General features: G+C 42.2%; 6 protein-coding genes. 5 read left to right on the top strand and 1 reads right to left on the bottom strand.

Annotated elements, in window-relative coordinates; genetic code table 11:
* Positions 1 to 791 precede the first annotated feature (791 nt).
* The 5 genes from D1614_RS17055 (at position 792) to D1614_RS17075 (ending at position 11,778) form a co-directional block, all read left to right on the top strand.
* Complete coding sequence (locus tag D1614_RS17055) at positions 792 to 3,992, top strand: SusC/RagA family TonB-linked outer membrane protein (protein WP_119439184.1); 3,201 nt, start codon at positions 792 to 794, stop codon at positions 3,990 to 3,992.
* An 18-nt stretch (positions 3,993 to 4,010) separates the two neighbouring features.
* Positions 4,011 to 5,456, top strand: coding sequence for a SusD/RagB family nutrient-binding outer membrane lipoprotein (locus tag D1614_RS17060; RefSeq protein ID WP_119439185.1), 1,446 nt, complete (start codon positions 4,011 to 4,013; stop codon positions 5,454 to 5,456).
* A gap of 58 nt (positions 5,457 to 5,514) precedes the next feature.
* Positions 5,515 to 6,300 (top strand): hypothetical protein, encoded by a 786-nt coding sequence (locus D1614_RS17065; protein WP_147384294.1) that lies wholly within the window; start codon positions 5,515 to 5,517, stop codon positions 6,298 to 6,300.
* A gap of 759 nt (positions 6,301 to 7,059) precedes the next feature.
* Positions 7,060 to 10,317, top strand: coding sequence for a SusC/RagA family TonB-linked outer membrane protein (locus D1614_RS17070; protein ID WP_119439231.1), 3,258 nt, complete (start codon positions 7,060 to 7,062; stop codon positions 10,315 to 10,317).
* Positions 10,318 to 10,329: 12 nt separating this feature from the next.
* Positions 10,330 to 11,778, top strand: coding sequence for a SusD/RagB family nutrient-binding outer membrane lipoprotein (locus D1614_RS17075; protein ID WP_119439187.1), 1,449 nt, complete (start codon positions 10,330 to 10,332; stop codon positions 11,776 to 11,778).
* 311 nt (positions 11,779 to 12,089) lie between these two features.
* On the opposite strand, the gene D1614_RS17080 is transcribed toward D1614_RS17075, so the two are convergent.
* The gene (locus D1614_RS17080; protein WP_119439232.1) at positions 12,090 to 13,511 is read right to left on the bottom strand and encodes an amidophosphoribosyltransferase; all 1,422 of its coding nucleotides are present in this window, start codon (positions 13,509 to 13,511) and stop codon (positions 12,090 to 12,092) included.
* Between the last annotated feature and the right edge of the window lie 336 nt (positions 13,512 to 13,847).

Raw genomic sequence — 13,847 nt, forward strand, 5'->3', positions numbered from 1 at the left:
GGTGTTTGTTTCATTATTTTTTTTATGTATTGTATAACATATTGAATTTCTTGCGTAATTCATCTTTTTGTAGATATTTGTAATAGTTTTAAAAGCAATATGCGTTAATTCAATAGTGGGGTGAGAATTGTGGATATTAAGATTTGGGGGAATCTTTCGCAATTAGTAAGTATACATTATTTTATTATAAGTGCTGTTTAATTATTAATTTAAAACTGTTTCTATGAAGGGAAAAAAATCATTGAGTTATATTTTGGCGTCATAGGAAAGATTTAATTGAGCTTTGGTTATTAGATTTTGATGATGCTGGTAAAGAGGTGCTTTCAGTTTGTGCTGTATGGTTTTTGTGCGCATTCCTAATTCTTGAAAGTATAATTATTTGGAGTCGTTTGTGACAATTAGTGCTAGGGCGATTTGCAATTAGAGGATTGGGGAATTCAGACAAAGTGTCAACTTTATTTATAAGCTGTTTAATTACTTTTTAAAACTGTTTCTATGAAGGGGTATTTAGGTGGCATCCATTGTTTTTCCAAAATTTTAGTATTGAAGCGATTGCGACTGAAAGAAATGAATAGCCGGGGGGCGCTCACTCTGCATATACTCACTATTACCCTTCGTAGGAATTTTCAAAGCCTCCCGGTTTTTTTGTTTGTTGCCAGCTCCTCAGATCGGTGAAATCAACATAATACTCTAGTTTTCGATTCAAAATACTGGGATTATATCCCGTAACGCGCTGTTTAGAAAGAAACTTTAATGTTTATAGCTGTTTATTAATAACTAAAATTATTTCTATGAAAAAAATTGCGATTCTTTTATCGATTCTCCTTTTCATGGGAAATTTGGTGGTAAATGCTCAGACGAGGACCATAACAGGAACGGTTACCTCGTCAGAGGATAGTAAGCCAATTCCCGGGGTGTCGGTTGCAGTAAAAGGTACAACCTTAGGGACTATTACTAACATTGACGGTGAGTATACACTGAAAGCTCCCCTGGAGGCACAAACCTTGGTTTTCTCTTTTATTGGCATGGCAACTCAAGAGTTTGCCATTGGCGAAAGAACTGTTATTAATGTTGTATTACAACCGCAGGCAATCGGTGTTGATGAGGTGGTTGTTACTGCCTTGGGTATCCAGAAAGACAAGAAAGCGCTTGGGTATTCAGTTCAGGCGGTAGGAGAGGAAGAGCTTGTTAGAACGGGTAATGCCAGCCTGCTTGGAGCCATGCAGGGAAAAATTGCGGGTGTTGACATTAAACCCTCCAGTGGTATGCCTGGCGCATCCTCTCAGATGGTTATCAGGGGGGCACGTTCGTTTACGGGGAACAACACTCCTTTGTACGTAGTGGACGGTATGCCCATTGCCTCAACGTCTCCCTACTCAACCGGCAACAGTGTAACAGGTACAGACATCGCCAATCGCGCGATTGACATCAATCCTGCCGATATTGAAAGCATTGACATTTTGAAAGGGCAGGCAGCTGCCGCACTTTACGGTATTCGTGCCTCCAACGGAGTAATTCTGATCACCACCAAAAGTGGTCGCGGAATGGCAGTCGGTAAGCCGGTTGTCACGATAACGCATAACAGTAGTTTTGATGTGGTATCCCGTACTCCGGATTATCAGACAACCTATGCGCAGGGAAGTTATGGGCAATATTCTCCCACAATGTCCTTTTCTTGGGGGCCCAAAATCAAAGATCTGCCCAACGATCCGAAATATGGGGGCAACACAGACAATACATATACGCAGAGAGACGGAATGCAGCAGGGAAAATTCTATGTTCCCCAACGAGAACAGGCTGGGTTAAACCCATGGGCAACTCCACAGGTCTATAACAGTTGGGAGGACTATTTCCAGACCGGCTATACAACTTCGAATAATGTGAATGTTTCACAAGCAACCCAGGAAGGCAACTTTTCCCTTGGCCTAAGTGTGACCGACCAAAGCGGTATTGCTCTTGCGACCGGGATGACACGATACAACGCAAAAGCTGCAGGTGAGCGAAACCTAAATAAAAACTTCAAAGTAGGTTATAGTGCCAATTATTCTAAAAGCGATATCGACAAATTATCCGGAGCCAACGACGGGTCACTTACCGGAATCCTGGCGGCTCCGCGTAGTTATGACTTGAAAGGTACTCCTTATCATTATCCAGGTGATCCTTATCGGCAGATCTATTTCCGCGGAGGCTCTTTCGACAACTCATACTGGATACCGGATAACAATAAATTCAATGAAAGAACAGAGCGTTTCTTCGGAAATGGTTATATAAATTTCGTAACACCTTTGGCTGATGGTATGAATTTAAGCATTCGTTACCAAGCTGGTGCCGATACTTACACCACACACCTTCAGGATATCTTTGGCTACGGAAGTGCAGCTCGGTCGAAAACAGGTGAAATAAACAACTATGGAACCACCTATACTTTATTTAACTCCACCGCAACGGCCAACTTCGACTGGACAATCAACAGTGAATTGGAATTGAGCGCCATGATTGGTAATGAGTTAAATAATAGTATGTCAAAAGGTTACTCTGAAACCGGAACTGCTTTTAACTTTGGTGGTTGGAACCATATTGGAAATGCCAGCATTGTTACTGCCGACGAGTCGCAAAGTAAATCGCGCGATGTGGGGATATTTGGCAGCCTTGCCCTTTCGTGGAGATCGATGCTGTTTCTGAATGCCACGGGGCGCAACGATATTGTTTCTGGAATGCCACGAAATAACCGCACATTCTTCTACCCATCAGTTTCACTGGGTTTTGTACTTACAGAAATACCCGCAATTCAAAATGCATCGTGGCTTTCATTTGCCAAGCTCAGGGCCTCATATGCCGAAGTTGGGCAGGCTGGTCGTTACTACGAAAACTATTTCGTAACTCCCGGTTATGGAGGTGGATTCTGGGGGACAGAACCCATCCAATACCCAATTGGTGGTATTAATTCATATGTGCCTAATACCACTCAATACGATCCGAAGCTGAAGCCGCAGAATACGGAGTCCTATGAGCTGGGTGTCGATCTGAAATTCTTTAACAACCGTTTCGGTGTGGATTATACCTATTCCCGCCAGGAAGTAACAGATCAGATTTTTGCTGTTCCGCTTGCCGGCTCAACTGGCGCGTCATCACTGGTAATGAATGGAGGAGCTGTGCGAACTAACTCTCACGAAGTAATGCTTTACGTAACTCCGATAAAAGCTCGCGACTTTCAATGGGATATGAGTTTCAATTTTGCTGCTGTTGAGAACAATGTTCTCGAACTGGCGGAAGGCGTTGAAAGCATCTTCTTGGGAGGCTTTGTTACGCCGCAGGTTCGTGCCGGTATTGGAAATACCTATCCGGTTATTTATGGGGTTTCATTTGTGAAAGACGATGCCGGCAACATAGTTGTCGAAGACAGCCCGGGAGCATGGAATCATGGGATGCCTAAGACAGGCGATCCTGATGTTATCGGAGAAGTTTCGCCTGATTTTATTCTGGGCGCAACCAATAGCTTCACCTACAAGAATCTTTCGTTAACCGCAGTTTTTGAATGGAAAAACGGAGGTGAAATGTATTCCGGATCGAATGGTCTACTCGATCTTTACGGCGTATCAAAAGTTACAGAAGACAGGGAATCAACCTTTGTTTTCAAAGGGGTAAAACCAGACGGCACGCCGAACGATATCGTACGGGGAGGTCCGAACGATCCAGATGCGCTTCAGGATTTATACACCAACGTACTTTCAAATATCGACGAATATTACATTCACGAAAACTCTTTTATAAAATTGCGTGAATTGTCTCTACGATACAAATTTGCCAAACCAATTTATAAAACACTGAATGTGGGTGTTTCTCTGTACACCAGGAATATTCTCATTTGGACGGCTTTGCGTAACTTGGATCCGGAAACCTCACAGGGGAACAACAACATGGGGGGTTCTTTCGAAAGGTTCTCGCTGCCACAAACCACCAGTTATGGATTTGGTTTCGAAATAACATTCTAACATTAAAAACTGAAAATTATGAGAAAGATATTAAATATCCTTTTGTCAGGACTACTGCTTGTTGCAGTCTGGTCATGCTCAGAAGACACCATGGATGATATCAATAAAAACGTAAACGACCCAGTCGATGTGGGGTCGAATCTAATTATTACAGATGCCATGGTAACCTCTGCATTCAGCATTACGGGAAGCGACCTGGCTTTCTATGCTTCGGTTTACATTGAGCACAACGTTGGAATATGGAACCAAAGCTATAACGCAGAAATCCGCTCCGGGGAACCTATTAGTGCCACTACCTACAACAACTCATGGAATTCTATTTATCAAAACCTTTACAACTTAAAGGTTATTATCAATAAGTGTTCAGAAGGCGGCTCCGAAGAAGGTAATTACCATACTCTTGGTATTGCTCAGGCCCTGACTGCACATAACCTGGCGACGCTTACCGATTTAATGGGTGATGTTCCCTGGACTGAAGCCTTGCAGCCGGGCTTTATTTTTACTCCGGTGCTTGACAAGCAGGAGGACATTTATACCGAAGTTTTAAAATTGCTCGATGATGCCATCGCCAACTTCAATAAGGAAAGTAGCTTTCCTTCGCTGGGAGACCAGGATTTCATATACGATGGTGACATTGATCTATGGAAAAAATTTACTTATGGGTTAAAAGCGCGGTATACCATGCGGCTGTCTTTGAAGAATGCTGCATACGAAAATGTAATCAGCTTCGCCAATCAGTCCTTTGCCTCCAGTGATGAGCAGGCACAGCTCAACTACAATGGCAGCACTGCAATCAGTCCTTTTTATAAGTTCTATACCGACCGGGACTACTTCGGCGCCAGTCAAAGCCTTTATGATAAGCTTAATGAACGTAACGACCCTAGAATTGATATCTTCTGGAAACCTCATCCAAATTCAGGTGAATTTATACTAGCGCCCAATGGTACTCCAGTTCAGGTTCAGGGGAATTACAGTATTTCAGCAATCACGGAGAAAACCGCGCCAACCTACCTGATGAGTTACCATGAAGTTGAATTTCTTAAGGCTGAAGCTTACGTAAGATTAAATGAACTGGAAGATGCTGAAGCAGCATTGAAAAATGCAGTAACGGCAGCATTCCAGAAAGTTAACATAGGCCTTACGGAAGAAGATGCAATAACATACTTTGAAGACAATGTTTTGCCCAAGTTTGGTAGTAATCCATTGTCTGAGGTAATGAACCAGAAATACATTGCTTTTTTTGAAGAAGAAGCTGTTGAGGCCTATTGCGATTATCGCCGGCTGGTTGCCATGGGCAATAATGTCATTAAGTTAGACAATCCGAAGAACTCTGCCAACCAATTCCCGCAGCGTTTTACCTATGGTAATAGTGATGTAACTACCAATAAAAATGTGCGCGAAGCTTATGGCGATGGAAATTACGTTTATACTGAAAAAGTATGGTGGGCTGGAGGTACGCGTTAAGAATGATTTATTATCAATATAAAACAATTGAGATATGAAAAAAATTAAAATATTCGGCTTGATAGCCACTCTGATTCTGACCTTTTCATCCTGTGAAACCGATGTTGACGATCCTGCAGGAGTAAGAGGTGTTGGAGTAGTACCTGCAATAGTCGATCTAAACCCCGCAGTTTATGACTCCAATGATCTGGAAAATACTTTCGTTCAATTCACTTTGGATATCACCGAATCATCGGTTAGTGAGGCGGTCGTAGTAGCCTCTTACAATGGAGATAAGAAGAGGACTGAAATGACAAGAATTAGCAGCTTTCCGTCAACAATCAAACTGACACTGAAGGATGTGGCTGCTAAGTTGGGAATATCCTTGGCTTCTGTAGAGCTGGCTGATGTGTTTACCTTTGAAATCGTTACCATTCAAGGGCAAGAAAGCTACTTTTCCAGTGCCGCTTTTAACGCAGCAGTGGTTTGTGCCTATAATCCTGAGATGGCTTCTGGCAGCTATCATGCCGTAAGCGATGGCTGGGGCTTAGACGGGAATGTTACCATAACTGTAGATCCGGAAAATGAGTACATAGTATATGTCTCTGGTTTGGCAGCAATTGAAGGTCTTAACGAGGATAAGGGACCGTTAAAAATGATCATTAACGAACTGGACTATTCTGTAGACGCAGAAAAAACCGTTTTGGCTTCCGATGTGGCACCGTGGGGACTCCCGTATACAGGATACAATTACCAGGGATTTGGAGAACTTAACACTTGTGACGGTACCTACAAAATGACATTTACCATTGGTGTTGATCAAGGCTCCTGGGGGGCATATGATTTTGTACTAACAAAGAATTAAAAAAGATTCAATACGCTTATTTGTGTATTGTTAAGTGTTAGATAACATTTTGATGACAGAAAAGAGTGGGCTGATGAAAAGTTGGCCCGCTCTTGTTGGGATGCAGGGTAGGTCCAGAAAAACTCCAGGCAAATTTTTGATTTAGGAAACGTATAGCAATAAGCAATGTATTTAAATCATATTCTTATTGCCGTTGTAGAGAGTCCTTTGTGAACTATTTATGAAAAGTATTTTAATGGACCTTGTTTCTTATGTATTAGTAATGTTTGTTGAAAAATACTTTCAATTTGTTTTAAAAATTGTTTTTTTTTCACACTTTTGTAATTGTTAAAAAAATTAACCATTTAATACCGATTTTAACAATTAACACTAAGATGATTTGTGATTAAAGGATTTGGGGGAATCCTAACAAAGAGTCAACTTTATTTATACGCTGTTTAATTATTTTTTAAAACTGTTTCTATGAAGGGGTATCTAGGAAACATTCATTGTTTTTCCAGAATTTTATTATTGAAAAAATTGCAACTTAAAGGAACGAATAGCCGGGGGGCGCTTACTCTGCATATACTCACTATTACCCTTCGTAGGAATTTTCAATGCCTCCCGGTTTTTTTTAGCTCTTGCCCTTCAGATCAGAAAAGTTAATATAATACTCTAAGCGTTTGACTCAAAATAAATACCGGGACTATGTTCCGGAAAGCACTGTTTGAAAGAAACTTTAATGTTTATAGCTGTTTATTAATAACTAAAATTATTTCTATGAAAAAAATTGCGATTCTTTTATCGATTCTCTTTTTCATGGGGAATTTGGTGAATGCTCAAACGAAGAGTTTAACCGGTACGGTTACTTCTGCTGAGGATAATATGCCAATACCCGGAGTATCGGTTTCAGTAAAGGGAACAACCCTTGGAACAGTTACCAATCTGGATGGTCTGTTTGAATTGACTGTTCCGAATGATGCTAGATATTTACTATTTAGCTTTATCGGGATGAAAAATCTCGAAGTTGAAATTGGTTCACAAACCAATTTTGCCGTGAAGATGGAAAATGCGATTATTGGAGTTGACGAGGTGGTTGTTACCGCTCTTGGCATTTCCAGAGAAAGGAAATCTTTAGGCTACTCTGTGCAGCAAGTAGGTGGAGAAGAAATCAGCACAATAAAAGGAGCTGATTTTACCTCGGCCCTTTCAGGTAAAGTTGCCGGGCTTGACATAAAAACAAACACAAACTTTGGTGGATCTACAAACGTTATCGTTCGTGGATCAGCTTCATTAACTGGAAACAACCAGGCTTTGTTTGTTGTCGACGGAGTGCCGATTGACAATACCATTATGAATGATTCGTATCAGAAAAGAGGAGGCCGTGGATACGACTACGGTAGCACTGCTTCTGATATTAATCCTAATGATATTGAGTCGATTTCGGTATTAAAAGGAGCAGCGGCGACTGCCCTTTACGGATCGAGAGCTGCGAATGGAGTGATTCTTATAACAACTAAAAAGGGAGCTAAAGGGAAAAACCTGGGGGTATCTTATACCGGAAATGTTACCCTTGGATTTGTAGATAAAAGTACATTCCCTGAGTACCAAAAAGAATACGGTGCCGGTTATGGTTTAGACTGGTACAGTGATTCAGATTATCCGGGACTTGAGTACTGGGACTGGAACGATGACGGGACTGATGAATACATTGTTCCTACTTATGAAGATGCATCAATGGGAGAACCTTTCGATGCAGGTTTAAATGTTTACCAATGGAATGCATTCTGGCCTGGCTTAGATACCTACGGTAAAGCAACACCTTGGGTGGCTGCTAAAAACGATCCGATCGAATTTTTTGAAACGGCAACTACGAAGTCTAACTCAATTCAGGTTACTGGCGGCAGCGATAATTTAACCTACCGGTTTTCTTACCAGAATCTGCAGCAAGGTGGTATTATGCCAAACAGTGAGCTGGATAAAAACAATTTTAGCTTTTCCGGTAGTTACGATATTACCTCTAAATTGAAAGTGTCGTCTTTTGCCAATTTCATTAAAACCGAAACGAAAGGAAGAAACATTACCGGTTATTCTGGCAACCTGATTTCAGGGTTCCGCCAGTGGTGGCAAACCAATGTTGATATTCTTGAGCAGAAAAGGGCATATGAGCAATTGGGGGTAAATGTTACCTGGAACATGAACGAGCCAGGCGATACCAGCCCGGCCTATTGGAATAACCCATATTGGCAACGTTACCGGAACTATCAAACCGACTCACGTAGCCGCTTCATCGGTTATACCAAGTTCGATTGGCAAGTTGCCGACTTCCTGACATTTACGGGGCGTGTATCTGTAGATTATTATTCTTTCCTTGAAGAAGAGAGACTTGCTGTAGGTTCCATTGCAGAGGCTTTTGGTGTTGGGTATAACGATACATCGTCGGGTTATTCGGTGAAAAGAGGTGACTTTTCGGAGTACAACTTCGATTTGATGGCCAATTTCAATAAAGACATTACCGAGAAGTTGAACTTAGCAGGTTTGGTAGGTACAAACATTCGTAAACAAAACTCTTCCGATTTTTGGGCGTCCACAAACGGCGGTTTGGCAGTTGAAGGAATTTATTCGCTTGCCAATACAGCATCTCCGTTGGAATTGCCGATAGAGCATGCACCAAAGATCCAGGTGAATGGTTATTTTGCAAATGCATCATTGGGGTACAACGATATTTTATTTCTTGAAGGTTCGGTTCGTGTTGACCAGGCTTCTACTTTGCCCAAAGACAATCAGACTTATGTGTATCCATCAGCTACCGGTAGCTTTATTTTTACAAAGTTCATTGATAAAGATTGGTTTAGCTTTGGTAAAGTGCGTTTAAACTATGCTGAAGTGGGTAACGATGCTCCTTTTGCCAGTTTATTTAATACTTACGACCAATACTATCCTTTTAGCGGAAATGGAGTTGCATCAAACAGTAATACAATAAATAATAAAGAGTTAAAATCGGAAAGGACAAAAAGTTTGGAAGCAGGTTTAACTCTGAACTTTGTGAAAAACCGCTTGGGTCTTGATTTGGCTATCTACGACAACAGAACCGTTGATCAGATTATGCCGGCAGCAATTTCCTATGCTACAGGTTCGAGCTTCAAATTCGTAAATGCCGGAGAAGTTAGCAATAAAGGTGTTGAAATAATGCTGAATGCAACACCTGTAAAACAACGTGGTTTTACATGGGATGTAGCCCTAAACTGGTCGAAAAATAAAAACAAGGTTATTGACCTGGCTGAAGGTTTGGAGAAATTGCAACTTGCTGATTTGCAGGGAGGTGTTACTGTTAATGCTGTAAAAGGCCAAGCTATGGGAACCATTCATGGTACTGACTTTGTTTACTATAATGACATTAAAGATGAAGCCCACCGGATTGTAACGGATGGGTATTACGATGTTAGCGCATCAGACCAGATCATTGGAGATGTAAACCCGGATTGGATTGGCGGTCTCCGTAATACGTTCAGTTATAAAAATCTTAGACTTAGTTTCTTAATCGACTGGAAACATGGTGGAGATGTATTCTCGTTAGACCATTGGTACGGTTCGTCTACAGGTTTGTATAAGGAAAGTGCAGGTTTGAACGACCTTGGAAACCCCGTACGTAATTATGTCGCTGATGGTGGTGGTGTGATACTTAAAGGAGTAACTGCTGACGGCGCACCAAATACGGTACGTTCAGAAGATATGGGAACGTATTATACGCCTGTTGGATCATATTATGCGCCCAATGCTTTGTTTATTTACGACGCCAGCTATGTGAAGTTGAGAGAATTGTCGGTTACTTATAACTTGCCTAAATCACTTTTTGATAACATCTTTATTCAGGACGCTTCAATTGCATTGGTTGGTTCAAACTTGTGGATTATTCATAAAAACCTTCCTTACGCAGATCCGGAGACTTCTCAAGGTGCAGGAAATATTCAAGGTTGGCAAAGTGGTGTAATGCCATCAACGCGCAATATTGGTTTTACATTAAATGTTAATTTTTAATACGTTGTAAAAATGAGAAATAGAAAATTATATATAGTTGTACTTTTTCTGGGGTTTCTGTTTGCATGTACTGATGATTTCACAGAAATGAACGTTGACACGACCCGGCCGGAAGAAGTAAGTGCAAGCGTTTTGCTTACCAATGCACAAATAGAAATTATTGATCAACTATCCAGTACAAACGTTAATTACAATATTTGGAAGCTGATGGCCCAGTATTGGACAGAGCGTTCGTACAGGGATGAAGCGAACTATAACATTACAAGCCGTGAAATTCCGGAACAGATTTTCAGGGTGTTTTATGCTGCTTTATACGATTTAAAAGATGCGTATGAAATTATTGACGGGCAGACGCTTACTGAGCCTAACCTGGAGTCAAAGCAGGCTGTGAAGGCAAATCAGCTGGCAGTTATTGAATTGGTAAATGTTTTTGTATACCAACGTTTGGTGGATATTTTTGGTGATATCCCTTATAGCGAAGCTTTAGACAAGGATAATTACACGCCCGCCTATGATGATGCGCAAACAATCTATAAAGATTTAATTGCCCGTGCCGAAGCCGCTGTCGCTGCCCTTGATGATTCTGATGAAAGTTTTGGTACGGCTGATTTGATTTATGACGGAGATGTGGCATCCTGGATTAAATTCGGACATAGCTTATTGGTGAAGCTGGGTATTGGTATTGCCGATGGTCCCTTGTCTGCTTTAGGGAAATCAACCGTCGAAGCACATTATGATGGTGTTTTTGCCAGTCAAAGCGAAAGTGCATTCTTCCCGTACGAAAAATCATTGCCTTATGTAAATGAACTTTACAATGATTTGGTAGCCAGTGGACGTCATGATTTTGTGATGGTTACGGGTATGGTTGATTTAATGAGAACCATTGAAGACCCCAGGATTGACAATTACTTTGATAATCTTGAGACCGGTATTACGACCGATTACGGTGCATCTGGCGGTTCGTACAGTACAAAAGTACATTACGATGCAGCCTTGGAAGAACCCGATTTCCCTGGCTTCTTCATGACTTTTGATGAGGTTCAGTTCTACCTGGCCGAAGCTGCTGCCCGTAATTGGAATGTGGGTGCCGACGCTGAAACCTACTATAATGCAGGTGTTACGGCTTCCATTATACAATGGGGAGGTACAGAGGCTGAAGCTGAAACCTATTTAGCTTCACAATCCTATTCTTCCTATGACGTATGGAAAGATGCGATTGGTACACAAGCCTGGTTGGCCATGTATACCAGAGGCTTTATTGGTTATACTTTCTGGCGGAGATTGGATTACCCGTCAGTATTGGTAATGCCTCCAAGCCCTCCAACCGGTGTTACATCTATTCCGGTTCGTTTTACTTACCCAACAAACGAACAGCAATACAACTCAACAAACTATGCCGCTGCAGCCGCAGCTATTGGTGGTGATAAAATGAGTACAAAATTGTTCTGGGATATTTATTAGAGATAATAAACATACAAATTATAAAAAAGCTGCCTCGCCAGGCAGCTTTTTTATTGTTTCTTCGGTCCGAAAAGTACTTCCATGTCAGGCCCTTTTTCTACAAAACGTTTTATCGGGAAGGGCTGATTCGAAAGTCAAACGACTGGCCTGAGTTTATCCTACACCTGCTGCAACGGCACGAAAAACTGTTGCAATAAGCCAATCCTCGCAAGTCTAGCTGTCTGGCGACGCCGTTATGGCAATCCCTGACAATCGAGAGACGCAATCGGGTTATTTCTAATTCTTTTAATCAGACCACAGTAATCCCGACACTAAAAATGACTCGAGCCGTCCCAGCAGTGCGTGCAAAGTTTTTCTTTCGGAAGTCCAATTGCTTCCACCAAATCCTCTAATTTCTGAAATTTCAGCGTTGTCAGGTTCAGGTTTTTGCAGATTTGCTCCACCATTGCCTGGTGCTTGGGCGAATTGCTGTCAGAATACTCCGACATGTCGTAGCCAATCATCTCTTCTTCCGTTTTATTCTCAAGCTGGGCAACAGCCTTGTAAGTTGCCAGGTCGAAGTTGGAACGCGAACGGCTGAAGTTCAGAAATTCGCACGGATAGGTGAGGGGAGGACAGGCAATGCGCACGTGTACTTCGCTGATTCCGGCAGCATGCAGGTCGGTTACATTGTCCTTCAGCTGGGTTCCGCGAACAATTGAGTCGTCGAGAAATACGCCGCTGTTTCCTTTCAGAATTGAATTATTCGGAATCAGTTTCATTTTGGCCACCAAATCGCGCATGTTTTGGTTTTGAGGCATAAAGCTTCGCGGCCAGGTGGGGGTGTATTTCGAGTAGGGGCGTTTGAGCGGGATTCGCTTTTCGTTGCTGTAGCCCATCGCATGTCCGACTCCTGAATCCGGAATTCCGGCCACAAAATCGGCCTTTGCATTGTCGTCTTTTGCAAGGGCAGCACCACAACGGTAGCGGCTTTCGTCCACATTTATTCCTTCGTAAAACGATGGCGGATATCCGTAATACACCCACAGAAACGAGCAAATCTGCATTTTTTCGCTGGGTTTGCGCAACTGTTCGCAACCGTCGGCAGTTACCGAAACAATTTCTCCCGGACCAAGGTATTTTTCTACTTCGTAGCCCAGGTTGGGGAATGCACAGGTTTCAAAAGTTAAGCCGTAGCCGTTTTCTTTTTTCCCAACGATAATGGGAGTTCGGCCCAGTTTGTCGCGCGCTGCAATAATTCCGTTTTCGGTCAGGATCATCATCGAGCAAGATCCTTTAATACGCTTGAAAACATTTTCAATACCGGCCACAAAATCCTCGCCTTCGGCAATCAGCATGGCCACTAATTCGGTAGGATTCACCGAGCCCTGGCTGGTTTCCGAAAAAGTGCGGCGCATTTGCATAAACTGCTCTTCCAGCTCATCAATGTTTACAATTTTGCTTACCGTTGCCACTGCAAAGCGGCCCAGATGAGAAGTTACCAGTATGGGTTGCGCTTCGCTGTCGCTGATTACGCCAATACCGCAATTGCCTTTGAATCCGGCAATGTCATTTTCAAATTTGTTTCTGAAATAGCCATCTTCGAGGCTGTGAATAGCCCGTTGAAATCCTTTTTCAGAACAGTGAAAGGCCATACCGGCCCGTTTGGTTCCCAGGTGGGAATGATAATCGGTGCCGTAAAACACATCGGCCACACAGTCGTTTTTCAAGACACTACCAAAAAATCCGCTCATGAGATAGTTGTTTTTGTTGTCAAAAGTTTTTGATGAGAGGGCAAAAGTATTAGAAATGTAGTTGCCCGAAAGCAAAGGTTAATAAGAGAAGGTGAATTGTTAATAGAAATATGACGGCTATGGAACAAAAACGCGGATCAATGGCGTTTAAACTGACACTGAAAGTGTCGGAACTTAACAGCGCGCTACGAAGTGCCGGGTAAGCTGTCCCTTGTAAGATTTTTGGTCGCCCTGTGTTTAGGTCGGGCGCCCTGTTGGATCTTGACCCTTCCTGTTGCATTTTTGGCACTTCCAGTTAAACAGGACGGGAAAAATTTGTATAGGATTTGAAAAAAA

The organism is Maribellus luteus (assembly GCF_003576475.1).
Taxonomy (GTDB): Bacteria; Bacteroidota; Bacteroidia; order Bacteroidales; family Prolixibacteraceae; genus Draconibacterium; species Draconibacterium luteum.

Excerpts from the sequence above, each read along its gene's own strand:
- D1614_RS17075 (WP_119439187.1), top strand. The coding sequence starts at position 10,330 with ATGAGAAATAGAAAATTATATATAGTTGTACTTTTTCTGGGGTTTCTG.
- D1614_RS17060 (WP_119439185.1), top strand. The coding sequence starts at position 4,011 with ATGAGAAAGATATTAAATATCCTTTTGTCAGGACTACTGCTTGTTGCA.
- D1614_RS17055 (WP_119439184.1), top strand. The coding sequence starts at position 792 with ATGAAAAAAATTGCGATTCTTTTATCGATTCTCCTTTTCATGGGAAAT.
- D1614_RS17080 (WP_119439232.1), bottom strand. The coding sequence starts at position 13,511 with ATGAGCGGATTTTTTGGTAGTGTCTTGAAAAACGACTGTGTGGCCGAT.
- D1614_RS17070 (WP_119439231.1), top strand. The coding sequence starts at position 7,060 with ATGAAAAAAATTGCGATTCTTTTATCGATTCTCTTTTTCATGGGGAAT.